This window comes from Cellulomonas telluris (genome assembly GCF_004886325.1).
Lineage (GTDB): Bacteria > Actinomycetota > Actinomycetes > Actinomycetales > Cellulomonadaceae > Cellulomonas > Cellulomonas telluris.
On the sequence record NZ_QXFN01000003.1, the window covers coordinates 566397 to 588944 of the forward strand.

General features: G+C 76.6%; 21 protein-coding genes. 12 read left to right on the forward strand and 9 right to left on the reverse strand.

Annotation, left to right across the window (positions count from 1 at the left end; all coding sequences use genetic code 11):
• The first annotated feature begins 19 nt into the window (after positions 1-19).
• The 4 genes from FB586_RS11415 to FB586_RS11430 are packed head-to-tail and all read left to right on the forward strand — an operon-like array spanning position 20 to position 3296.
• Complete coding sequence (locus FB586_RS11415) at positions 20-1159, forward strand: glycosyltransferase family 4 protein (protein WP_136519418.1); 1140 nt, start codon at positions 20-22, stop codon at positions 1157-1159.
• A 49-nt stretch (positions 1160-1208) separates the two neighbouring features.
• Complete coding sequence (locus FB586_RS11420) at positions 1209-1952, forward strand: glycosyltransferase family 2 protein (protein WP_136519419.1); 744 nt, start codon at positions 1209-1211, stop codon at positions 1950-1952.
• Complete coding sequence (locus FB586_RS11425) at positions 1949-2398, forward strand: DUF2304 domain-containing protein (protein ID WP_136519420.1); 450 nt, start codon at positions 1949-1951, stop codon at positions 2396-2398. Before FB586_RS11420 ends, FB586_RS11425 begins: the two co-directional genes overlap by 4 nt.
• 10 nt (positions 2399-2408) lie before the next feature.
• Entirely contained in the window at positions 2409-3296 is an 888-nt protein-coding gene (locus tag FB586_RS11430) for a glycosyltransferase family 2 protein (RefSeq protein WP_136519421.1), read from the forward strand.
• A 171-nt stretch (positions 3297-3467) separates the two neighbouring features.
• Here the strand turns inward: FB586_RS11430 and FB586_RS11435 are convergent, their stop codons facing one another.
• Together FB586_RS11435 and FB586_RS11440 are read right to left on the reverse strand one after the other, a co-directional pair.
• On the reverse strand, positions 3468-4229 hold the full coding sequence (locus FB586_RS11435) for a glycosyltransferase (RefSeq protein WP_246036707.1): 762 nt from the start codon (positions 4227-4229) through the stop codon (positions 3468-3470).
• Positions 4226-5548 carry a hypothetical protein gene (locus FB586_RS11440; RefSeq protein WP_136519422.1) on the reverse strand — a complete coding sequence of 441 codons (1323 nt, stop codon included), beginning with the start codon at positions 5546-5548 and terminating at the stop codon, positions 4226-4228. The genes FB586_RS11435 and FB586_RS11440 overlap by 4 nt, the downstream gene beginning before the upstream one ends.
• Before the next feature lie 86 nt (positions 5549-5634).
• On the opposite strand from FB586_RS11440, the gene FB586_RS11445 reads away from it, so the two are divergent.
• A complete protein-coding gene (locus tag FB586_RS11445; RefSeq protein ID WP_136519423.1) occupies positions 5635-6537 on the forward strand; it encodes a glycosyltransferase in 903 nt (300 codons plus the stop codon).
• 39 nt (positions 6538-6576) lie between these two features.
• Here FB586_RS11445 and FB586_RS11450 read toward each other — a convergent pair whose 3' ends face one another.
• Both FB586_RS11450 and FB586_RS11455 read right to left on the reverse strand, forming a co-directional pair.
• The gene (locus FB586_RS11450; RefSeq protein WP_136519424.1) at positions 6577-8028 is read right to left on the reverse strand and encodes a hypothetical protein; all 1452 of its coding nucleotides are present in this window, start codon (positions 8026-8028) and stop codon (positions 6577-6579) included.
• 148 nt (positions 8029-8176) lie between these two features.
• Positions 8177-8806 carry a dTDP-4-dehydrorhamnose 3,5-epimerase family protein gene (locus FB586_RS11455; RefSeq protein ID WP_136519425.1) on the reverse strand — a complete coding sequence of 210 codons (630 nt, stop codon included), beginning with the start codon at positions 8804-8806 and terminating at the stop codon, positions 8177-8179.
• A gap of 93 nt (positions 8807-8899) precedes the next feature.
• On the opposite strand from FB586_RS11455, the gene rfbD reads away from it, so the two are divergent.
• Complete coding sequence (rfbD, locus tag FB586_RS11460; RefSeq protein ID WP_136519426.1) at positions 8900-9751, forward strand: dTDP-4-dehydrorhamnose reductase; 852 nt, start codon at positions 8900-8902, stop codon at positions 9749-9751.
• 51 nt (positions 9752-9802) lie between these two features.
• Here the strand turns inward: rfbD and rfbA are convergent, their stop codons facing one another.
• Both rfbA and FB586_RS11470 read right to left on the reverse strand, forming a co-directional pair.
• A complete protein-coding gene (gene rfbA, locus FB586_RS11465; RefSeq protein ID WP_136519427.1) occupies positions 9803-10675 on the reverse strand; it encodes a glucose-1-phosphate thymidylyltransferase RfbA in 873 nt (290 codons plus the stop codon).
• 58 nt (positions 10676-10733) lie between these two features.
• Entirely contained in the window at positions 10734-11489 is a 756-nt protein-coding gene (locus FB586_RS11470) for a TIGR03089 family protein (RefSeq protein WP_136519428.1), read from the reverse strand.
• Between the two features lie 245 nt (positions 11490-11734).
• Here FB586_RS11470 and FB586_RS11475 point away from each other — a divergent pair, with 245 nt between their 5' ends.
• From FB586_RS11475 to FB586_RS11485, 3 genes are all read left to right on the forward strand, one after another.
• Positions 11735-12061: a WhiB family transcriptional regulator gene (locus FB586_RS11475; protein ID WP_136519429.1), complete on the forward strand. Its 327-nt coding sequence runs from the start codon at positions 11735-11737 to the stop codon at positions 12059-12061.
• 82 nt (positions 12062-12143) lie between these two features.
• A complete protein-coding gene (locus FB586_RS11480; RefSeq protein ID WP_136519430.1) occupies positions 12144-15812 on the forward strand; it encodes a glycosyltransferase in 3669 nt (1222 codons plus the stop codon).
• Positions 15809-17578, forward strand: a complete 1770-nt coding sequence (locus FB586_RS11485; protein WP_136519431.1) for a DUF5719 family protein — start codon at positions 15809-15811, stop codon at positions 17576-17578. The genes FB586_RS11480 and FB586_RS11485 overlap by 4 nt, the downstream gene beginning before the upstream one ends.
• Here FB586_RS11485 and FB586_RS11490 read toward each other — a convergent pair.
• Together FB586_RS11490 and FB586_RS11495 are read right to left on the reverse strand one after the other, a co-directional pair.
• Positions 17575-18477: a glycosyltransferase family 2 protein gene (locus FB586_RS11490; protein ID WP_136519432.1), complete on the reverse strand. Its 903-nt coding sequence runs from the start codon at positions 18475-18477 to the stop codon at positions 17575-17577. The genes FB586_RS11485 and FB586_RS11490 overlap by 4 nt on opposite strands.
• A gap of 12 nt (positions 18478-18489) precedes the next feature.
• Complete coding sequence (locus FB586_RS11495; protein WP_168800533.1) at positions 18490-19029, reverse strand: metallopeptidase family protein; 540 nt, start codon at positions 19027-19029, stop codon at positions 18490-18492.
• A gap of 116 nt (positions 19030-19145) precedes the next feature.
• Here FB586_RS11495 and FB586_RS11500 point away from each other — a divergent pair, with 116 nt between their 5' ends.
• From FB586_RS11500 to FB586_RS11515, 3 genes are all read left to right on the forward strand, one after another.
• On the forward strand, positions 19146-19529 hold the full coding sequence (locus FB586_RS11500; protein ID WP_136519433.1) for a DUF3499 domain-containing protein: 384 nt from the start codon (positions 19146-19148) through the stop codon (positions 19527-19529).
• A 302-nt stretch (positions 19530-19831) separates the two neighbouring features.
• On the forward strand, positions 19832-21283 hold the full coding sequence (locus FB586_RS11510; protein WP_136519435.1) for a phosphomannomutase/phosphoglucomutase: 1452 nt from the start codon (positions 19832-19834) through the stop codon (positions 21281-21283).
• Positions 21280-21489, forward strand: coding sequence for a Trm112 family protein (locus FB586_RS11515; protein ID WP_136519436.1), 210 nt, complete (start codon positions 21280-21282; stop codon positions 21487-21489). Before FB586_RS11510 ends, FB586_RS11515 begins: the two co-directional genes overlap by 4 nt.
• Before the next feature lie 75 nt (positions 21490-21564).
• On the opposite strand, the gene FB586_RS11520 is transcribed toward FB586_RS11515, so the two are convergent.
• Positions 21565-22476: a glycine betaine ABC transporter substrate-binding protein gene (locus tag FB586_RS11520; protein ID WP_136519437.1), complete on the reverse strand. Its 912-nt coding sequence runs from the start codon at positions 22474-22476 to the stop codon at positions 21565-21567.
• Positions 22477-22548: the final 72 nt, after the last annotated feature.

Sequence of the window (22548 nt, forward strand, 5' to 3'; positions counted from 1 at the left end):
CCGGGGAGGCGGAGGACGCATGAGGGTGGTGCTGGACGCGACCGCGGTCCCGGCCGACCGCGGCGGGGTCGGCCGCTACGTGGACGCGCTGGTGCCGGCGCTGCTACGCACGGGGGTGGACCTCGTGGTGGCGTGCCAGCCGCGGGACCTCGCGCTGTTCGCGGCCGCGGCACCCGGTGCCGACCTCGTGGCGGCGCCCGCGTCGGTCGTCCGTCGGCCGGCCCGGCTCGCCTGGGAGCAGCTGGGCCTTCCCCGGCTCGTGCGGGCGGTCGCCGCCGACGTCCTGCACAGCCCGCACTACACGATGCCCGTCCGGCCGGGTGTGCCGACGGTCGTGACGCTGCACGACGCCACGTTCTTCAGCCACCCCGCTCTGCACTCGCCGCTCAAGCGGAGGTTCTTCACCGCCGCGACGGTCCGTGCCGTGCGACGCGCCGACGCCCTCGTCGTCCCGTCGCAGGCCACCGGGCGGGAGGTGCGCCGGCACGCCGGCGGTGAGCCGGGTCTCTTCCACGTGGCCTACCACGGGGTGGACACCAGCCTGTTCCACGTCGTCGACGAGCACGAGCGGGCCCGGGTGCGCGCCACCCTGGGCGTCGACGGCGCGTACGTCGCGTTCCTCGGCACCCTCGAGCCGCGCAAGAACGTCCCGGCGCTCGTGCGCGGCTGGGCCGCTGCCGTGCACGACACGGTGGACCCGCCGGCCCTCGTCCTCGCCGGCGGGCGCGGCTGGGACGAGCAGGTGGCGCCGGCCGTGGAGCAGGTGCGACGCGAGCACCCGCACCTGCAGGTGCAGGTGCCCGGCTACCTCCCGCTCGAGCACCTGCCCGGGTACCTGGCCGGGGCGGAGGTCGTGGCCTACCCGAGCCTGGGCGAGGGGTTCGGCCTGCCCGTGCTGGAGGCCATGGCCTGCGGCGCGGTCGTGCTGACGAGCCGTGAGCTGTCGCTGCCGGAGGTCGGTGGCGACGCGGTCGCGTACTGCGGCACCGACGAGGGGTCGATCGCCGCGTCCTTGCGCGCCCTCCTCGCAGACCCGGCACGTCGGCGGGCGCTGGCCGCTGCGGCGGTCGAGCGCGCCGCCACGTTCGACTGGGACGCGACCGCCCGCTCGCACGTGCGCGCCTACGAGGCCGCGGTGCGCGCAGGCGGGTCCCGCTGACGCCGTGGGCGGCACGAGGGCGTCGCACGGCGCCGGTAGTCTGTGGGGCATGTCAGATTCCAGCGACCCTCGGGTGCTGGTCGTTCTCCCGGCGTGGAACGAGGCCGCCTCCTTGACCGGGGTGCTCGCGGAGGTCCGTGCGCACCTTCCGCGAGTCGGCATCCTGGTCGTCGACGACGGATCCCGGGACGCCACCGCGGACGTGGCGCGTGCCGCTGGGGTGGACGTCCTTCAGCTGCCCTTCAACCTGGGTGTCGGCGGTGCCATGCGGGCCGGGTTCCGGTTCGCACGGGCCGAGGGCTACGACGCCGTCGTCCAGGTCGACGCCGACGGGCAGCACGACCCCGCCGACGTGCCTCGGCTGCTGGCCCCGCTGCTCGCCGGCGAGGCCGACGTCGTGCTGGGTGCGCGGTTCGCCGGCGTCGGGGCGTACTCCGCCCGCGGTCCGCGCCGCTGGGCGATGGGCCTGCTCTCGGTGGTCCTGTCACGGATCGCCCGCACCCGCCTGACCGACACCACGTCCGGCTTCCGTGCCTCGAACCGGCGCGCGATCGAGCTCTTCGCGCGCGAGTACCCTGCCGAGTACCTCGGTGACACCGTCGAGTCGCTCGTCATCGCCTGCCGGGCCAGGCTCCGGGTCACCCAGATCGGCGTCGAGATGCGCCAGCGCAGCGCAGGCGTGCCCTCGCACGGGCCGTTCAAGGCGGCGGTCTTCCTGGGACGAGCCGTCCTCGCCCTGGTCGTGGCGCTCTCGCGGCCCATGGTCCGCACGAGCGGGGAGGCGACGGCATGAGCGGCTACGCCTTCGCCGTGGGCGCCTGCGTGGCGCTCGTGGTGTTCCTCGTCGTGCTGCTGCGGACCCGGAGGCTGCGCGAGAAGTACGCGGTGACGTGGATCCTGCTCGGGTCCGGCGTCGTGGTGCTCGCGGCCTTCCCGCGCACCGCCGAGACGCTCGCCTCGGCCGTCGGGGTGCAGACGCCGAGCAACCTGCTGTTCGCGATCGCGCTGATGGTGCTCCTGCTCGTCTGCATCCAGCTCAGCGTCGAGATCACGGGGCTCGAGGAGGAGACCCGCACGCTCGCGGAGGAGGTCGCGCTGCTGCGCCTCGACGTCGAGCGTGCGCTCCGCAAGCAGGAGGACCGTCGCTCCGACGGCCCGACGGCGTCGCCCGTGGTCGACGGCACGCCCCTCGAGGCGCGTCGACACCCGGTGCTCGGCGAACCCGTGTCCGGCGACTGAGGGCGACACCGTGCTCGTCGACCTCGTCGTGCCCTACTGGGGCGACCCCGAGTACCTGCGCGAGACGGTCGCGAGCGTGCTCGCCCAGAGCGACCCGCGATGGCGGCTGACGGTCGTCGACGACTGCTACCCGGACGCGTGGGCGGGGGACTACCTCCGGGGCCTGGGTGATCCTCGGGTCCACTACGTCCGCAACGAGGTCAACCGCGGCATCGCGGCCGTCTTCCAGCAGTGCGTCGACCTCGCGACGGCCGAGGTCGTCGCGATGCCCGGGTGTGACGACGTGCTCCTGCCCGACTACGTCGCGGTCGTGCTGTCGGCGTTCGAGCGGTTCGAGCACGTCGACGTCGTCCAGCCCGGTGTGCGGGTGGTGGACGAGCGGGGGCGGCGGGTGCGTCCGCTCGTGGACGAGGTGAAGCAGCGCGTCGTGCGGCCGCGTGCGTCCGAGCCGCGGGTGCTCTCGGGCGAGCCGCTGGCGGTGAGCCTCCTGCACGGCGACTGGTTGTACTGGCCGTCGCTCGCGTTCCGGCGCGAGAGCGTGCAGGCCGTCCGGTTCCGGACCGACCTGCCCATCGCGCTCGACCTGGCGCTCGTGCTCGACCTTGTCCGCGCGGGTGCGCAGCTGCTGCTGGAGCCGACCGAGTGCTTCGCCTACCGGCGGCACGTCGCGAGCGCGTCGTCGGAGGCGGCATCCGGCGGGGGGCGTTTCGGCGACGAGCGGGACTTCTTCGAGGAGGCCGCCCGGGACGTCGAGCAGCTCGGCTGGCGGCGGGCCGCGCGAGCGGCACGCCTGCACGTCACCTCTCGGGCGCACGCCCTGACGCTGCTGCCGCGTGCGGTGGCCCGGCGCGACGCGGCCGCGGCGCGGGCGCTGCTGCGCCACGCGGTCCGCCCCTGACTTGCTCCCGCGTCGCCGACGGAGGCGACGCAGCGCACGCCGGGCGTCGCCGGTCGACGTGAACCACGGGTCGTGCGACGAGCAGGAACGACGGGAGCGGGCGCCCGCACGTCCTGGCGACCGTGCCCTCGGTCGAGGCGTCGTCGGCGGCCACCCGGCTCCGCACGCCCGTCAGGCTCGCGCGCGGCCCCGCCGCACCAGCTCGAGCACGGCCCGCACGAGCATGAACCGCGAGCGGAGCACGAGGCGCAGTCCCCGGGGACGGTCCGGGCTGGCGTTGTCGCCGTGGAACCGGCGACGCACCGACCGCAGCTCGAGGTGCCGCATGCGACCGAGGACGTTGCCGTAGAGGGCGATCCACAGGTCGTGCGACTCCTCGAGGAAGCCGGGGAACGGCAGGACCGTCGAGAGCGCCGACCGGCGCAGGGCCATCGCGCAGCCGTAGTACGGCCGGTTGCCCGCGAGCACCCCGACGACGTTGCGCAGCCGGCGGCGCGAGTGGGCCGCGCGCAGGTGCCAGTCGGCCTGCCCGTACGGCCCGCGGATGGCGTCGGGCCCGTCCAGCGTCGCGAGGTTCGTGGCGACGACGTCCGCGCCCGCGTCGAGCGCCGCCGTCATCGCCGCGAGCCGACCCTCCACCCAGACGTCGTCCTGGTCCGCCAGGACGACGTGCTCGCCTCGGGCCAACCGGAGCGCGTGCTCGAAGGTGCGGACGTAGCCACGGTTGGCCTGCTGCACCTCGATGCGCACGCGCGGGTCGCCCAGGGCGCGGAGCGCCGCGACGGTGCCGTCCTGCGAGGCGTCGTCGACGACCACGAGCTCGTCGTCGGGGCCGAGCTGCGCGAGCACCGATGCGACCTGCTCCGCCACCCACGCCTCGCCGTTGTAGGTGGCCATGCACACGCTGACGGGGACGTGGGCGGCAGTGGTCACGCGAGCTCCTGCGGGGGCGAGGGGGGACTCTGGACGCCGTCGGCGGGCCCCGGCGGCCGACGCAGCGCCAGCAGGTGCACGCCGATGCCGACGAGGGGCGCCACGACGAGGGCGACCACAGCGCGGGACTCGAGGGGGAGGGGCAGCACGAGCACGACGAGGGCGACCCCGACGGCCACCGCCCAGCCGCCGAGGAACGCGCCGTGGCGCGCGAGGGCCTGGCAGACGGCCCCGGTGAGCGTGAGCAGGGCCAGCCCGGTCGCCCCCAGCGTGAGTCCGGCGAGGACGGCGCCGCCCAGCCGGTAGTCCGGGCTGTCGCCGACCAGCGCGAGGAGCCAGGGTCCGACCGCCCACGCGGCGACCGCTCCCACCGCGCCGACGGCGACGACCGCCCGGGCGACGGGCAGCAGTGCGCGCAGGCCACGGTCCCGGTGCCGCACGACGTGCGCGACGGCTACGCCCTGGTAGGCGTTGAGCGGGATCATGAGGGGCGCTCGCGTCAGCGTCAGCGCGAGGATGAGCGGTGCCGCGAGGGCGTACTCGGCCGTCGGGGTCGTCACCGCGAGGAGCGTGGGGAACCCGACGACCAGCAGCGCGCTCGCGCCGGTGGCCGCTGACGCAGCCCCGAGGCGGCGCAGGTAGGCGCCGAGCGGGACGTCGGCACGTGTCGAGAAGGCGGCTCGGGACGCGGGGGAGAGCAGCAGGAGTGCGGCCCAGGTGAACGCGGCCGCGACCGCGCCCGCCCCGGCACCGACCACGGATCCGGTCGTGACGGCCACGGCGGCGACGAGCAGGAGGCGCACGGCCGAGTCCGCCGCGATCAGCCGGGAGTAGACCGCCCACCGCTGCGTCCCGGCCAGCGCGCCGACCAGCACGGAGTGCACGGCGTAGCCCGCGACGCCGAGCGCCACCAGCAGTGCGAACGGCAGGGCGGCCCGGGGGAACACGGCCGGTCCCCACAGCGGCGCGGCCGCTGCGACGAGCGCACCGACGAGGACGCCCACGCACGCACCCACCGTCCCGACCGAGGCGGTGCGGCGAGCGCCGGCCGCGCCGTGCGTCGTGGTCGCGGTGACGGCGCGCGTGGTCTCGAGCGAGATCCCCGACAGCAGGCCGAAGCAGACGAACAGCGCGGACCAGAAGGTGAGGAAGACGGTGGTCTCGGCGGTGTCCCCGAGCACCCGTGGTGCACCGGCGACGATGAGCGTCGACGAGCCCGCAGCGATCGCGGAGGCGATCGCGACGCCCGTGGCGTCGGCCCTGCCGATCGTGGGTGCGGCCCCCACGGGGGGCCGCCCCGCCGGGTCGGGCTGGCTCACGTCGCTCCCTGTCGGACCGGGCGCGGTCGAGCTCGCCGACCGCGGTGCCCGCGGCGCGGGCCGGCGGCTAGTGTACGTTGACCCGCGTGCCCGACCGCGTCGCCGGCGGTGACGCAGGCGCCACGACGCAGGTCGTGGCGGTCGTCACCGCCTTCCAGCCGGACGACGGCCTCCTGGAGGTCGTCCGCAGCGTCGGCCCCCAGGTGGACCGGGTGGTCGTCGTGGACGACGGCAGCAGCGACGAGGCCGCGCCGGTGCTCGCACGGGCGGCGGAGGCGGGCGCGACGGTGCTGCGGCAGGGCGCGAACCTCGGGATCGGTGCCGCCCTGAACGCCGGCCTGCGCGCTGCGGGCGACGCCGACGTGCTGACGCTCGACCAGGACTCGCGCGTACCGGCGGGCTACGTCGCGGCGCTGCGGGCCGCGCTCGACGCGGCCCGTGCGGCCGGTGTCGCCGTCGGCATGGTGGGCCCTGGCCGGGCGACCGGTGTGCGCGCCGCGGCGGCGGCGCCCGGAGCTGCGTCCGACGTGGTGGAGGGACGCGAGCCGATCCAGTCCGGCCTCCTGCTGCCTGCCGACGCGCTCGCGGCCCTCGGCCCGTTCGACGCCGCGCTCTTCATCGACGGCGTCGACACCGAGTACTGGCTCCGCGCTCGCGCGGCCGGGTTCCGCGCGGTCGTCGCACCGGGTACCCAGCTCGAGCACCGGCTCGGCCGGGCGCACGAGGTCCGGCTCGCCGGCCGGCGGCTCGCCGTCACCCATGCCGCGATCTTCCGGTACTACTACATCGCCCGGAACCGCGTGGTGCTCGTGCGCCGGTACGGGCGGCGCGAGCCGGTCTGGGCGCTCGGCGCGGTCGTGCGTGACGTGCGCCACCTCGCGATCACCTGCGTCCTGGTGCCCGGGCGACTGGCGCGCCTGCGAGAGACGGCCGCGGGGCTGCGCGACGGGGCGCGGGGCCGCACCGGTCGACGTCCGCCGCGCCGCTGACCCGGACGCCCCAGGCCCTCGCGCCGGGGCACGTGCGCGTCACGGGACGAGCATCCACCCCAGCACGGCGAGGTACAGCGTCACGCCTGCGAGCCCCACGACCAGACGCGCGGCACGGCTGCGGAGCGTGGCCGCTGCGATGGCCAGGCCCGCAGGGACCAGCGTGAGGGCGTAGCGGCCGGGGATCGGCACGAACATCCCCTGGGACACGTACGAGAAGGTGATGATGAGCGGCGCGCCGACGACGCCGACGACGAGCAGCGACACCGCCAGCGTGCGGGTGGTGCGCGGCACGCGGTCCGTGAGGAAGGCCGCCGCGAAGGTCCCAGCGAACGCCACCATGCCGACCAGGTTCTGCACCACGGGCCCGATGAACGGGGTGGTGACCCACCAGCCCGGCGCGTACAGGACGTTGAGGAAGACGCCGATGTGCTCGACCGTCTGCAGCGTGGGGAAGGTGTCGGCCCGCACCCGTTCCGCCATCGAGACGCCCTCGCTCGAGGCCACGGCGTTCGCACTGCTGAACAGGACGTACCCGATCGCGCCGGCGAGCGCCACGGCGGACACGACGGTGACGAGGGCCGCGGACTGCCCCACGGACGGCCCGCGCCGACCGGGGACGTCGCGACCGGGCCGCTCCTCTCCGGCCTCGTCGCGCGGCCACGCGAGACGCTGGACGAGGCGCAGCACGACGTACAGGGCGACGAGGACCACGACGATGACGTTGAGCGCCTTCAGCGCGACGACCGCGAGGGCCAGCAGCGCGGGGAGCCAGAGCCGCCGCACGCCGGGCCGCTGCTCCCACCACAGCACGGACCACACCAGGGAGGCGCCCGCGAGCAGCGCCGCCGCGTCGGGCGTGACGGTGGCGGACGGCAGGACGACGTTCGGCGTCGCGGCCCCCGCCAGCAGCAGCCCCGCGGTCGGGTAGGGGTGCGCCCCGAGCCGGCGCGCCACCAGCAGCGTCATGACCAGGCCCGCGCCCAGCCACAGGCCCCCCACCAGCCGGGCGGCGGTGACGAGCGACTCCATCCCGGTCACGGCCTGCAGCGGCATCGCGACGGCCTTCGTCAGCGTGTAGTACAACGGCGTGTAGATCGCCGCCGTGTTCGTCCCGAGCTCCTGGAAGTCGTCGGGGTCGTACGTGGCCGTCTCCGAGCAGGGCGGCGCCGGGTAGTTGGGCAGGGTGCGGCAGGCCTGCTCGCGCATGGCGTCCTGCTCGACCTTCTCGCCGTTGCGGACGACCTCCGGCGCCTTGTAGAGGTAGTCGATGTGCTGGAGCTCGTCGACGGGGCTCAGCTCGGAGTAGTGCCGGACGTGCGTGGCGCTGAGCGCGAGGGCGCCGAGCAGCACCACCACGGCGGCGACCAGCGTCGGTCGCCGGGACAGCAGGTCCGAGACGGTCCGTCGAAGTCCCGTGGACCGGCGGTCCTGCCGGGTCTCCTCGTGCACCCCGGACGCCGTCGCCCCGGTCGTGGACCTACCGCTCACGGGACGAGGCCCCTCTCTGGTGTGTCGCGCGGCCGGACGGGCGCCGGCCGCGCGACAGGCTACTGCAGGCGGCCCCACCGGCCCGACGCCCGCGCCTCCCCGCGGGAGGGGCGGCGCGGTCGTCCACGAGGGCGGTCCGACCGGGTGGTCAGTGGCCGGTGTCGGCGCGCAGCGAGTCGACGTAGCCGCGCACGACGTCGTCGAGCGGCAGCAGCCCCTGGTCGCGCGCCTGGGCGAGCGTCGGCGCGTCCGCGTCCTTCGCGGACAGCTGCGGGGAGATGGGGCGCCCCTGCCGGTCCTGCGACGGCCACTCGATCCCGAGCTCGGGGTCGAGCGGGTGGATGCCGTGCTCCCGGCCCGGCGAGTAGCCGGTCGAGCACAGGTAGAGCACGGTCGAGCCGTCCTCGAGGGACATGAAGGCGTGGCCCAGCCCCTCGCCGAGGTAGATCGCGCGGCGGTCGACGTCGTCGAGCAGCACGGCGTCCCACCGGCCGAAGGTGGGCGACCCGACCCGGATGTCGACCACCACGTCGAGCACGGCACCGGAGGCGCAGGTCACGTACTTCGCCTGCCCGGGGGGCACGTCGGCGAAGTGGATCCCCCGCAGGACGCCGGCCGCCGACACCGAGCAGTTCGCCTGCTGCAGGTCGAACCGGTGCCCCGTCGCCTCGACGAACGCCGCGGAGGTGAAGTACTCGAGGAAGACGCCTCGAGGATCGCCGTGCTGCTGGGGCGTGATCTCCCACGCACCGGGGACGCTGAGCTCGCGGTACTGCACGTGTGGTTCCTCCAAGGTCGGGCGGCCGGTCCACCCTACCGACGACGCGCTGAGTAGGGTGAGGTCATCATCGTTCGTCGAGAAGGAGAACACGTGCGCTGGGTGGTCATGGGCGCCGCGGGGATGCTGGGCACCGACATGGTGTCGGCCGCCGAGCGGGACGGTCACGAGGTCGTGGGGTTCGACCGTCGGACGGTCGACGTCCTCGACGCCGAGGCCGTCGGTCGCGCCGTGGACGGTGCCGACGTGGTGGTCAACTGCGCTGCGTGGACGGCGGTCGACGCCGCCGAGAGCGAGGAGGGTGCCGCCTTCGCCGTGAACGCGACGGGTCCGCAGGTCCTGGCGCAGCGCACGCGCGAGGTCGGTGCGCGGCTGGTGCAGATCTCGACGGACTACGTGTTCGCCGGGGACGCGACCTCGCCCTACGGCGAGGACCAGCTCGCCGCGCCGCGCTCGGCCTACGGCCGCACCAAGCTCGCGGGGGAGTGGGCGGTGCGGGCGGGGAACCCCGAGCACCTCGTCGTGCGCACCGCGTGGCTGTACGGCGCCGGTGGGGCGTGCTTCCCGCGGACCATCGCCCGGGCGCTCGCGGAGCGGGGGGCGCTCCAGGTCGTCGCCGACCAGGTCGGGCAGCCCACGTGGACCCGTGACCTCGCCGACCTGGTGGTGCGGCTCGTCGCCGCGGGTGCCCCCTCGGGCGTCTACCACGGCACGGCGACGGGGCAGACGTCCTGGCACGGGTTCGCCCAGGAGGTCGCGGCGGCCGCGGGGCTGTCGCCCGAGGCGGTCGACCCGACCACCAGCGCCGAGTACGTGCGGCCCGCGCCGCGCCCCGCCTACTCGGTCCTCGGGCACGACGCCCTGCACCGGATCGGGGTCGATCCCATCGGTGCCTGGGACGAGCGCTGGCGCGTGGCGGCGCCGGAGGTCCTCGGCGCCTCCTGACGGCACCCGGTCCGCGGTGCCGGGCCCCGGCGCGCCGGGGCCCGGCGCGGATCAGTGGCCCTCGTTCTCGAGCAGGCCGAGCAGGTAGGTGCCGTACCCGGACTTGACGAGCTTCTCGGCCCGCGCGCGAAGGTCGTCGTCCGAGAGGAAGCCGCGACGCCACGCGACCTCCTCCGGTGCACCGACCTTGAGACCCTGGCGGTGCTCGATGGTGCGGACGTAGTCCGACGCCTCGAGGAGCGAGTCGAACGTGCCCGTGTCGAGCCAGGCCGTGCCGCGGGGCAGGACCTCGACCTGCAGGCGCCCCTGCTCGAGGTAGACACGGTTGACGTCCGTGATCTCGTACTCGCCGCGCGCGGACGGCTTCAGGTCCCGCGCGATCGCGACGACGTCGTTGTCGTAGAAGTACAGACCAGGGACGGCGAAGCTGCTCTTCGGCTGCTTGGGCTTCTCCTCCAGGGAGAGCGCGCGGCCCGACGCGTCGAACTCGACGACGCCGTACGCGGTGGGGTCCGCGACCCGGTAGGCGAACACCGCGCCGCCGTCGATCCGCTCGAAGCGCTGCAGCCGGCTGCCGAGCCCGGCTCCGTAGAAGATGTTGTCGCCGAGCACGAGGGCCGCGGGCTCGTTCCCGACGAAGTCCGCGCCGAGGACGAAGGCCTGGGCCAGGCCGTTGGGCTCCGCCTGCACCGTGTACTCGATCGAGATGCCGAACTGCGAGCCGTCACCCAGCAGCCGCTGGAACTGCTCGGCGTCGTGCGGCGTCGTGATCACGAGCACGTCGCGGATCCCGGCGAGGATCAGGGTCGAGAGCGGGTAGTAGATCATCGGCTTGTCGTAGACCGGCACCAGCTGCTTGCTCACGCCGAGAGTGATGGGGTGCAGCCGGGTGCCGGAGCCGCCGGCGAGGATGATTCCGCGCATGGCTCGCCATTCTGGACCATCCGGCGGCCTCGCGGGTGACGGGGCGCGTGCCGCGTGGTCAGCCCGCCTCGTGGGTGACCCGCTCGCCGGCCCGCACGCGGGCCAGGGCCGCCCCCTCGAGCGCGTCGCCGTCGACGAGCACGAACGACCCGTCCACCGCCCACGTGGCCGCTGCCGACAGGGCGAGGTCGACGGCGTCGAGCGCACGTGCGTCCTGGAGCGTCCGGGCACCGGCCGGCGGTGCTGCGACGAGCGCGGTGGGCAGCAGCTCCCCGTGCGGCACGTCCGGTCCGCCGGCGACGGCCGGTGCGGACGGGTCCGCCGCCGGCACCCAGCCGAGGGCGTCCGGGTAGGTCATGACGGCCGCCGCGGCGTCCACGGCGCCGCGGGGCAGCGGACCCGGCCACGACCGGGCGAGCGCGGCCAGCGCGACCGCCACGACGGTCGCACCCGTGCCGTGCTCCTCCGGTCGCGACGTGACGACGACGTCGACGGGCCGGCCGTCCGCCGGCTCGCCGCCGGTGCCGGCCCGTACGACGCACGCGCCCGCCCGCCAGACGCCGAGCGCCCACGTGAGCGCGCGCCAGTGCGGCGGCAGGTCGAGCAGCACCCGCGTGCCCGGGCCGGCGTCGAGTTCCTCGACGAGCAGGTTGGTGGTCTTCACGGCCCAGTTGACGAGGACCGCCCCCGACAGCTCGACGCGCTCGTGGTCCGGTCCGTACCACGTGACGCGCGGCCTGCCGGGCTCGCGCAGCAGGCCGGCGAGCAGGGCGGGCACGTCGCCGGCGCGGCCGGGCGCGGGGAGGTCCGTCATGGTCGAAGGGTACGCAGCGGAGGGTCCGGGACCAGCGGGCGGGGACGCCACGCCGCGCACACAGAACTTTCACCCGGACAACTCGGGCATCTAGCACGGCTCCGGTTGACGACCGCGAACGACACGCGTGTAATTCCTGAGAACTGATTCATTCGAGCGCGTTCGTCGCGGCCTCCGCGCCGCACGGCCGGCTTCGAGGAGCCAGCCCAGCACGAGGACATCCAGCATCAACCGCGGAGGCACGTATGTGGCACCTGCTCGACGACGAGGGACTGCCCGACGACGTCGCCACCCCCGTGACCGCACCGACCGGCAACGTGCTGTCCCTGTTCGGCACGCCCGACGACGACGGCCCCATGGGGTGGCAGGAGCGCGCGCTGTGCGCCCAGACCGACCCGGAGGCGTTCTTCCCCGAGAAGGGCGGCTCGACGCGCGAGGCGAAGAAGGTCTGCACGTCCTGCGACGTGCGCGCCGAGTGCCTGGAGTACGCGCTCGCCAACGACGAGCGCTTCGGCATCTGGGGCGGGCTCTCGGAGCGGGAGCGCCGCAAGCTCAAGCGGCGCGTGGTCTGAGGCACCCGTCGGCCCGTCCGACCCGCCACGCCGGGCGGCCATGCCGCCCGGCGAGCGGTCGCGAGGGCATGATGGCGCGAGCATGACCGACACGCTGTCCCCCGCGGACCTCCCCACGACCGCGGCCGTACCGGTGACGACCCCGGTGACGGCCGTCGTGGTGACCCACGGACGCACCGGCTACCTCCCGGCCACCCTGCGCGCGCTCGCGGCCCAGACCCGCCGGCCGTTCCGCGTCCTGCTCGTCGACGTCGCCGAGCCGGCCCCCGGGGCGCCGGACGGCGGTCTCCGCGCGCTGCTCGAGGAGGCGTTCGCGACCGTCCCGGCGCCCGTGCCACGGCTGTCGACCGCGTCGGCGGCCGGGGCCCGGTCGTTCGGCGAGGCCGTGTCCGTGGGGCTCGCGACGCTGGCGGACGCGCTCGAGGAGCGGCCGACGCCCTGGCTGTGGCTGCTGCACGACGACAGCGCCCCCGCGCCGGGCGCCCTCGCGCAGCTCGTCAAGACGGTCGGCCACGCGCCCTCGGTGGCCGTCGCAGGCTGCAAGCAGCGCACCTGGACGGAGCCGCAGCGCCTCCTCGAGGTGGGCCTGCGCACCACGCGCTCCGGGCGCCGGGTCACGGACGTGGAGCCCAACGAGCTCGACCAGGGCCAGCACGACGGCCGCACGGACGTGCTGGGCGTGGGCCTCGCCGGGGCGCTGGTCCGCCGCGACGTGTGGGACGCGCTCGAGGGCACCGACCCGGCCCTGGGGCCGTACGGCGACGGGCTCGACCTCTCCCGGAGGGCGCGGCTCGCGGGGCACCGGGTCGTCGTGGTCCCCACGGCGGTGGTGCGGCACGCGCAGGCGGCCTACCACGGCCTGCGCCCCGCGCGCGGCGGGGTGGACGGCGCCCGCGGTGCCGAGCCCGACGGGGGAGCGCGCGAGGTCGACCTCGACGGCGACGGCGAGCCGGACGGCGCCGACCCCCGTCGGTCCTTCGCGGCGCGCCGCCGGGCGCTGCTGCACTCCCGCCTCACGGGCTGCCCGCTGCCGCTGCTGCCGCTCGTGGTGCTCATGGCGCTGGCCGCCGGCGCCCTGCGCGCGCTCGGCCAGCTCGCCGTCAAGCAGCCCGGCCTCGCCGTGGTGGAGGTGCGGGCCGCCCTGTCGGTCGTGCTGCGCCCGGCGCCGGTCGTCCGCGCACGTCGCCGCGCCCGCGCCTCGCGGGTGCTGCCGCGCCGGACCCTGCGCCCCCTGCAGGCGACGTGGCGCGACGTGTGGCGGCAGGCGCGCGACCGTCGGCTCGCGCGCCGCGAGGCCCGCCGGACCGTGCAGGCGCCGAGCGAGCTCGAGCTGCGCGAGCTCGCCGCGCTCGCGACCCGGCGTCGCGTCGCCCTCGCGGCGGTGACGGGCGCCCTCGTCCTGGTCACCGCGCTGGCCCTCGGCGGCGTCGTGGGTCCCGTGCTGTCCGGAGCGCGCCTCGTCGCGCCCGCGCTGGCACGCGCGACCACCGACCTCGCGGACGTGTGGTGGGCCGCCACGTCGGGCTGGGTCGCCGGGGGCGTCGGCGCACCCGGTCCCGCCGACCCCCTGCTGCTCGCGCTCGTGCCCCTCGCGGCCCTCCTCGACGGCGACCTCGGCGCGGCGGTCGCCCTCGTCGTGCTCGGCGGCGTCGTGCTGTCGGGGCTGGGCGCCTGGGCGGCGGCGGGCGCCGCCACGCGGTCGGCGGGCGTGCGCGCCTGGGCCGCCCTCACGTGGGCGGCCGCGCCGGCGCTGCTGCTCGCCGTCGGTGACGGGCGCGTGGGCGCGGTCCTCGCGCACGCCGCGCTGCCGTGGGTCGCGCTCGGCCTCGCGCGGGCCGTGGGCGTCCAGCGCGTCGACCAGGTGCTGTCGGGGCTCGTCACGGTCCGGCGCGACCTGGACGAGCCGGTGGTGCGGGACGCCGACGAGGACGCCCCGACCGCCGTGCAGGACCCGGCCGCGGCACGCCCCGACGAGAGCGACGTCGTGACCCCCGTGCGGGGTGTCCCTGCCCTCCCGCACCCGCGCTCGGCGCCGTCCGGTGCCGTCCCGACGGTGGCGTCCCACGACCGCGGTGCCGCCGCATCGGGCCGCCCCGCCGCCGTGAGCGCGGTACCCGCGCCGTCCGCGGCGCCGCAGCCGGCGTCGCCGGTCCTCGTGGGCGCGCCCGACCCGACCGGGTCGCTGGCCGCGGCCGCCGGTGCGGCGCTCGCGCTCGCGCTCGTCGTCGCCGGAGCACCGGTCCTCCTGGTGCCCGCGCTGCTCGTGCTCGCGGTCGTCGCGCTCGTCGTGCCGCGCGGTCGCGGTCGCGTCCTGCTGACCGCCGTGCCCGCGCTCGTGCTCCTGGCGCCCCTGCTCGTCGAGGCGGCACGCCGCGGGCCGCAGGGCGTCCGTCTCCTCCTCGCCGACCCCGGACCCGTCGCCGCCGCGCGCCCGGCGGACGCCCTCGCGCGGCTGCTCGGTCTGCCCGCCGACGCCTCCGCCCTCGTCCCGGCCGAGGTGCCCGCCGGGCTCGGCGACGTGTGGCCCTCCCTGTCCGGCGCCGTGCTGCTGGCGCTGGCGCTGCTCGCGCTGTGGCGCGGCGCTGCGGTCGCCCGCGGGGTCCGGGCCTGCTGGTGGGTCGCCGCCTGCGGCGTCGCCGCGGCGACGGCCGTCGCCCTGCTGCCCGCCGCGGCCGGGCCGGACGCCGTCGCACCGGCGTGGACCGGTCCGGCCGTCTCGCTCACGACGCTCGGCCTGCTCGGTGCCGCGGTGCTCGGCGCGGACCGCCTGCCCGAGCGGCTCGCACGGCACTCGTTCGGCTGGCGGCAGCCGGTCGTGGGGCTGCTCACGGCCGTGGCCGTGCTCGTCGCCCTCGCGGTGCCGGCGGCCTGGGCGTGGTCCGCGCGCACGCAGGAGACCGTCGCCCTGCGCGCGTCGCAGGCGCCGGTCGTGCCGGTGGTGGGCCAGCAGGGCGGGTCGTCCCCGGCCGCGTCGCGCGTCCTGGCGCTGTCGTCGCTGCCCGGGGAGGAGGCGGCCGGGACGGTCGCCTGGAGCCTGCTGCGGGCCGACGGTGAGCAGCTCGTGGACGTCGCCGCCGCCGTCGGCACCCGCGGCGTGCAGGGCGGGCTCGTCGACCCGGTGGGGGGTGCCCCGGACGCCGCGACCGACGAGGTGGCGGCGGTGGCCGCCCGGCTCGCCGGTGGTGCCGCGGGCGACGTGGCCCCCGCGCTGGCGGCGCTCGGCGTGGCGGACGTGCTCGCACCCCCGCCGACCGACGACAGCGCCGCCGCGCGGCAGGCCCGTGCTCGCCTGGTGGGCGTGCTGGACGCGACGGCCGGGCTCGAGCGGGTGACGCACGACGGCGCCGGCACGCTCTGGCGCGTGCGGCCCGCGGCGGACGACGTGCTCGCGTCCTGGGCCCGGCTCGTCCCGGCGGAGGCCGACGTGGCGGAGCCCGTGCCGGGCGTGGAGGCCGTGCCGGCCCAGGGGCGCGCCGTGCGGACCGGTGTCGGCGCCGGCGACGAGGACAGGGTGCTCGTGCTCGCCGAGCGGGCCGACCCGGGGTGGCAGGCGTGGCTCGACGGCCGGCCTCTCCCGCGCGCCGACGCCGGGTGGCGGCAGGCGTTCGCGGTGGGCGCCGAGGCCGGCCTGCTCGAGGTGCGGTACGTCGCGCCGGGCCGGACGGCGTGGCTCGCGGCGCTCGGCGCGACGACGCTCGTGACGGTGCTGCTGGCGCTGCCGCTGCGCCGGCGGCGCGGGGTGCGGACATGACGACGGACGACGGCGCGAGCAGGGACGACGGCATGACCAGGGACGACGGCACGACGAGGGACGACGGCACGACGAGCGACCACGGCACGACGAGCGACCACGGCACGACGAGCGACCACGGCACGGCCGGCGGCGACGGCACGACCGGCCGCCACGGCACGACCACGGACGCCGCGTCGGTGGACGAGGCGGCGCCCGCCGGAGCCGCGGGGGAACCTGCCGCCGCCGGGGCGGACCGTCGCGGCCGGGTCGGGCGCGTCGTCGGGGCGCTGGCCGTGCTCGCCCTGACCGCGGGCGCGGTCGCGGCGGGCGCGCGCCTGGGCGTCGCCGAGGCCGTGCCCGTGGCGGGCGCGGCCGTCGAGGCCCCGCCGACGCCGACGACCCTCGGGTGCGCCGGGACGCTGCAGCCCCCGGACGAGCGCCGGCGCGGTGACGCCGCCTTCGACCCCGCGCCCGTGCCGCCCGTCACCACGGTCGACGCGCTCGTCGCCGCCGGCCCGGGTGCCGGCGCCCTCGACGCCCTGACCGCCGCCGGCGACGGGATCGACCGTGCCGGGGCGGGCGGGGGAGCGTTGCGCGTCGAGGACGTGGAGGCGGCCCTCGTGGTGCGCGCCGACCCCGCCGAGGAGGCACCGGTGCTCGCCGGCACGACGACGTCCCTCGTCTCCGAGGGCGACCTGCGGGGCCTGTCGGCGGCCTCGTGCGTCGCGCCCGGTGTCGACGACTGGCTGGTGGGCGGTGCCACCACGGTGGGGTCGTCGGCGGCGCTGGTGCTCACCAACCCGGGCCTGACGACGGCCGAGGTCACCGCGGAGGTCTGGGGGCCCAACGGGCCCGTCGAGACCGCCACCGACCGGCACGTCGTGGCACCGGGCGCGACCGAGGTGGTCGACCTGGGCGGGGCCGCCGCCGAGCAGCGTGCGCTCGTGGTCCACGTGACGACCACCGGCGGTCAGGTGGTCTCCCACCTGCAGGCGACGAGCGTCGAGGGCTTCACCCCGGCGGGCACCGACCTGGTCGTGCCCGGGCACGCACCGGCCACGCGTCAGGTGGTGCCCGCCCTCGTCGTCGAGCGGTCCCGGGTGGGCGCCGAGGTCGCGCCCGCCCTGCGGCTGCTCGCGCCCGGGGACGTCGGCACCACCGCGCGCGTCACCCTCCTGGGGGCCGACGGCCCGGTCGAGCTGCCCGGGGCGGACGCGGTGCAGCTGCCCGCGGGAGCCGTCGTGGACGTGCCCCTCGGCGGGCTGCCCGCCGGCGCCTGGACCGTCGTCGTGGACGCGCCGGAGCCCGTCGTCGCCGCGGCCGTCGCATCCCGCACGGGCAGCGAGGGCGAGCTGGACGACCGGCCCCGTGTCGAGCGCGCCTGGTCCGCCGCCGTGCCGGACGCACCGCACGCGGCCGTCGCGCTGCCCCGGGGCGTCGAGGCACGCCTGGTGGTCGGCGCGGTCGCCGAGGGGGACGACCCGACGGCGACCGGGGAGGGGCGTGCGCGGCTGCGCGTCCTGGGCGACGACGGACGGGTCCTGTCGGAGCACGACGTCACCGTCGACGCCGGCACGACGGGCTCGTGGCCCGTGGCCGACCTGGCCGACGACGCCGCGGGTCTCGAGCTGGAGACCCTGCGCGGCGCCCGCGTCCTCTGGTCCGTGCAGCTCGAGGTCGAGCAGGACGACGGCGTGCTGACCTCGGTGCTCCTGCCCGTCCCGGTCGCCGACGGGGCAGCGGCCCTGCGGGTGCGCGAGGACGGGCGCGCGACGCGGGGCTAGGAGCGCCCGGCGTCCGCGGCCTCGGCCGTGCCGCGCAGCTGCATGCGCTCGCGCGCCGTGAGACCCAGACCGATCGCGAGGCGCAGCGGGGCCTGCCACCAGTGGTGGTAGCGCCGGTGCAGGTACTGCCGCGCGCTGGCGTGGTGTGCACGGATCATCGGTGCGGGCCGCTCGCGCCAGGACGTCCCGCCCACGTGCGTGACGCGCACGTCGGGGACGTAGAGGTTCTCCCAGCCCGCGCGGCCCAGGCGCTCGCCGAGGTCCACGTCCTCGAAGAACATGAAGTACGACTCGTCGAAGCCGCCGACCTGCTCGAACGCCTCCCGGCGCAGCACGAGGCACGCCCCCGAGAGCCACCCGGCCTCCCGCAGGTACCCGCCCACGGACTCCTGCCGCGCGTGGTACCCGCGCGTCCAGGGGTTGTCGGGCCAGACGCGGGCGAACACCGCGTGCCCGGCCCCCTGCCGGAGCGACGGCAGCGCGCGCGCCGACGGGTACATCGTGCCGTCGGTGTTGAGCAGCATCGGGCCGAGCGACCCCGCGCGGGGCTGCTCGTCACCGGCGTCGAGCAGCTGGTCCAGCGAGCCGGGCGTCCACTCGAGGTCGGAGTTCGCGACGACGAGCCACGGCGCGGTCGCCCCGCGCGCACCGGCGTTGGCGCCGGCGCCGTAGCCGACGTTCGCGCCCGGGACGACGAGGCGGCCGCCGAACTCGGCGACGACGGACTCCGCGACGGCGTGGTCCGTGCCGTTGTCGACCACGACGAGCTCGACGGGGTGCGTCGAGGCGCCGGCGAGCGTGCGGGCGAAGCGGCGCAGCTCGTCCCCGGGGTGGAACACGACGCACACGACGCGGACGCGGGGGGTCACCGACCCGGAGGCGGAGGAGGGGGTGCTCATCGACGACCCAGCCTAGTGGCCGTCGTCGTACCCCGGGTCCACGTCCTCGGGCGACCGTCCCAGCAGGTGTGCGACCTGCTCCACGACGACGTCGCGGACCAGGTCGGGCAGGTCGGTCGCGTCGTGGGCGCGCGCCTCCACGGGACGGCGGTAGACGACGATGCGGTGCGGCAGCCCGGCGTCCGCCGGGAAGTACCGGCCGAGCGGGACCCCGCCGTGCTCCCAGGGCGCCGGGTCGGACGGCGGGACGTCCTCGACGGCGAACTCGACGCCGTCGAGCTGGCGCGCCCAGCGCCGCTCGAGGTCCTCGACGGCGTCCAGCACCAGGTCGTCGAAGCGCTCGGCGCGCGTGCGGTAGCCCGGGCTGGTCATGGGCAGCACCGGGCCGCGCAGCCCGCGGCCGCGTCGGTCCCGGCGCCGGGTGCCGCCGACGCGCGGTGCGGGGGCCGGCACGGCACCGCCCCGGCGGGCGGGCAGGGCGCGCTCGGTGCCGCCGGGCGCCGCGCCGGGCGCGGGTCCCGAGGCGGGACGGTGGGGGCCGGCGGCGCTCATCCGGTCACTGTACGACGGCCGGGGGTGCCGGGACCGCCCGCCGGCCCGGCGGCGACACGGCGGCGCACGGCGCGGGCGCACCGGTGCGGCGGGGCCCGCGCGGTACGGTCTGCACCGTGAGATCCGTCCGGCAGTGCTCGCGCACGGCGTGCCCGCACGCTGCGGTCGCGACGCTCACCTACGTGTACGCCGACTCCACGGCGGTCCTCGGCCCGCTCGCGCAGCTCGCCGAGCCGCACTCCTACGACCTGTGCGTGGAGCACGCGGAGCGGCTGACGGCCCCGCGCGGCTGGGAGGTCGTCCGGCTGCTGCCCGACCTCGAGGCCGCGGCGCCCAGCCACGACGACCTCCTCGCGCTGGCCGACGCCGTCCGCGAGGCCGGTCGGCGCCGTGCGCCGGAGCCGGCCCAGCCGCTCGCGCCGGTGCCGCCGCCCGCGGCGCCCGCACCGGACGGGCGCCGTCGCGGGCACCTGCGCGTCGTCCCCGGCGACACGCCGTGACGGGCCGCTCGCGCGGTGCCCCGGCCGACGAGCCGCTCGGGTCGGTCACGCGACCCGTCGTGGACGACTCCTCGGTCGTGCCGGCGTGCCACGCGTGCGGCTCGGCCGCTCTCACGCGCGTGCGGCTCCCGCTGCCCGACGGCCGGCCGGCCGTCTTCGCCTCGTGCCCGGGGTGCGAGAGCAGGGCCTGGTACGTGGTCGGCGGCGACGGCACGCCGCTCGGCCCGGACGGCAGTCCCCGGGGCGGGGGCGGCGTGGGTCGCTAAGGTAGTGCGACCCCACCGCCTGACGAAGGACCTGCCATGCCCGCGCCCGTGGACCTCTCCGCGCTCATCAAGGCCTACGACGTCCGGGGCACGTACCCCGAGCAGCTCGACGCCGGGGTCGCTCGCGCCATCGGTGCCGCCTTCGCGGACGTCGTGGTGCTGCCCGAGGCCCCGGCCGGTGCGCGTGCCCGGGTGGTCGTCGGCAACGACATGCGTCCCTCGGGTCCGGAGCTCGTCCGGGCGTTCGCGGAGGGGCTGACCGCGCGGGGCGTCGACGTCGTGCTCATCGGGCTGTGCTCGACGGACGGGCTCTACCACGCGTCGGGCGCGCTGGGCGTGCCGGGTGCGATGTTCACGGCGAGCCACAACCCCGCGCAGTACAACGGCATCAAGCTCTGCCGCGCCGGTGCGCGGCCCGTCGGGCAGGACAGCGGGCTGGCGGACGTGCGCGAGCTCGCCGGCCGCTACCTGGCGGAGGGTGTCCCGGCGGTGGACGCGGCGGGCACCGTGAGCGAGCAGGACATGCTCGGCGAGTACGCGCGCTTCCTGCGCGGGCTGGTCGACCTGTCCGGCATCCGCCCGCTCAAGGTCGTCGTGGACGCCGGGAACGGCATGGGCGGGCACACGGTCCCTGCGGTCCTGGGCACCGGCGCGGGTCTGCCGGCGCTGCCGCTCGACGTGGTGCCGCTGTACTTCGAGCTCGACGGCACGTTCCCGAACCACGAGGCGAACCCGCTCGAGCCCGAGAACCTGCGCGACCTGCAGGCGGCGGTCGTCGAGCACGGCGCGGACCTCGGTCTCGCGTTCGACGGGGACGCGGACCGCTGCTTCGTCGTGGACGAGAACGGCGACGCGGTGAGCCCGTCGGCGATCACGGCGCTGGTCGGCCTACGCGAGGTCGAGCGCGAGCTCGCCGCCGGCCGCACGCCGACGGTGATCCACAACCTCATCACCTCGCAGGTCGTGCCCGACCTGCTGCAGGCCGCCGGGGCGCGCACCGTGCGCACGCGGGTCGGCCACTCGTTCATCAAGGCGCAGATGGCCGAGCACGACGCCGTGTTCGGCGGCGAGCACAGCGCGCACTACTACTTCCGCGACTTCTTCTTCGCCGACACCGGCATGCTGGCGGCGATGCACGTGCTCGCGGCGCTCGGCGGTCAGCCGCACCCGCTGTCGGCGCTCGCCGACCAGTACCAGCCCTACGTCGCGAGCGGCGAGATCAACTCGCGCGTCGAGGACGTGGCCGCGGCCCGTGCGCGCGTCGTCGAGGCCTACGTGACGCAGCAGGGCGGCGGACCGGCCGAGGTCGACGAGCTCGACGGCCTGACCGTCTCGCACTGGGGCGGCCACCCGCAGTGGTGGTTCAACCTGCGCGCGTCGAACACGGAGCCGCTGCTGCGGCTCAACGTGGAGGCCGCGGACGAGGACATCATGGAGAAGGTGCGCGACGACGTGCTCGGGCTCGTGCGGCAGGAGGAGACCCGGTGACCGAGAGCTCGCAGGACGGCGCGACGTCGCTGGAGCCGTGGGCGCGGGCCCTCCTGCGCTGCCCCGTGACGGGCGCGGAGCTCGTCGACGGCACGGACGAGAACGGGCAGCCGGTGCTGGTGAGCCAGGACCCGGAGCGCCCCCTCGTCTACCCCGTGCGGGACGGCATCCCGGTGCTGCTCGCGGACGAGGCACGCCCGGCCTGACCCGGCAGGTCCCGCCACGACGACGGCCCCGGGGGCGAGCAGCACCCGGGGCCGCCGTCGTGCAGCCTGCGGAGGTCAGGCCTCGAGCGCCGTGGCGATCGCGTCGCGCACGTCGGTGTTCTCCTCGAGCCAGGCCCGGGCGGACGCCGCCGGGTCCGAGCCGCCGTCCTCGTTGAAGATGCGGTTCTCGAGCGAGAACAGCTGCTCGTCCGTGAGCGTGAAGTCCGCGATCGCCGCCGCGAGCGCCGGGTAGTCGTCGCTGAAGCCGTCGCGCCCGACCGTGTGGATCTCCTCGGCCTCGCCGAGCACGCCCTGCGGGTCCTCGAGGTCGCGCACCGGGAACGCGTCGTACGCCCAGTGCGGCCGCCACAGCGTCACGACGACGTCCTCGCCCGCGTCCGTCGCGGCGGTCAGCTCCGCGAGCATCGCCGGGGTGGAGGAGACGAGGAACTCCATGCCCTCGAGGCCGTAGGCCGGGATGACCTCGTCCTGCGTGATGCGGGTGAGGCCGGCGCCGGCCTCGATGCCGACCAGGCGGCCGCCGAACGCGTCGGCGTTCGCGGCGAGCTCGTCCAGGGACGTGATCGGGGCGTCCTCGTTCACGGCGATGGTGAGCTTCGCGTCGTCGTACCAGACGCCCAGCTGCTCGAGGTCGTCGCCGTACTTGTCGAGGTAGTCGGCGTGGGTGACCGGCAGCCACATGTCGAAGTTGAGGTCGTAGTCGCCGCCGGCGAGGCCGGTGTAGACGACACCGGCGTCGGCGTCCTCGGTCTCGACGTCGTAGCCGGCGTCCTCGAGGACGGCCGCGAAGAGGTGCGAGACCGCGATGCCCTCGTCCCAGCCGGTGTGGATGCCGATCGAGACGGCGGGCAGGTCGCCGTTGTCGAGGCGGTCGTCGTCCGACCCCGCCCCGCTCGAGCAGGCGGTCAGGCCGAGCGAGAGGACCGCGGCGGCGGCGAGGGTGGTGCGCAGACGTGTGCGGGTCATCGTGTCCTTCCGTGGGGGACGGGCCCGGTGCCCGTCCCGAGGGGGTGGGGGGGGGAGCCGGCACGCTCGGCG

Bases quoted from the DNA above. Each gene is read 5' to 3' on its own strand.
- FB586_RS11420 (WP_136519419.1), top strand. From the start codon at position 1,209: ATGTCAGATTCCAGCGACCCTCGGGTGCTGGTCGTTCTCCCGGCGTGG.
- rfbA (WP_136519427.1), bottom strand. From the start codon at position 10,675: ATGCGCGGAATCATCCTCGCCGGCGGCTCCGGCACCCGGCTGCACCCC.
- FB586_RS11485 (WP_136519431.1), top strand. From the start codon at position 15,809: ATGACGACGGACGACGGCGCGAGCAGGGACGACGGCATGACCAGGGAC.
- FB586_RS11470 (WP_136519428.1), bottom strand. From the start codon at position 11,489: ATGACGGACCTCCCCGCGCCCGGCCGCGCCGGCGACGTGCCCGCCCTG.
- FB586_RS11520 (WP_136519437.1), bottom strand. From the start codon at position 22,476: ATGACCCGCACACGTCTGCGCACCACCCTCGCCGCCGCCGCGGTCCTC.
- FB586_RS11425 (WP_136519420.1), top strand. From the start codon at position 1,949: ATGAGCGGCTACGCCTTCGCCGTGGGCGCCTGCGTGGCGCTCGTGGTG.
- FB586_RS11475 (WP_136519429.1), top strand. From the start codon at position 11,735: ATGTGGCACCTGCTCGACGACGAGGGACTGCCCGACGACGTCGCCACC.
- FB586_RS11415 (WP_136519418.1), top strand. From the start codon at position 20: ATGAGGGTGGTGCTGGACGCGACCGCGGTCCCGGCCGACCGCGGCGGG.
- FB586_RS11510 (WP_136519435.1), top strand. From the start codon at position 19,832: ATGCCCGCGCCCGTGGACCTCTCCGCGCTCATCAAGGCCTACGACGTC.
- FB586_RS11480 (WP_136519430.1), top strand. From the start codon at position 12,144: ATGACCGACACGCTGTCCCCCGCGGACCTCCCCACGACCGCGGCCGTA.
- FB586_RS11495 (WP_168800533.1), bottom strand. From the start codon at position 19,029: ATGAGCGCCGCCGGCCCCCACCGTCCCGCCTCGGGACCCGCGCCCGGC.
- FB586_RS11490 (WP_136519432.1), bottom strand. From the start codon at position 18,477: ATGAGCACCCCCTCCTCCGCCTCCGGGTCGGTGACCCCCCGCGTCCGC.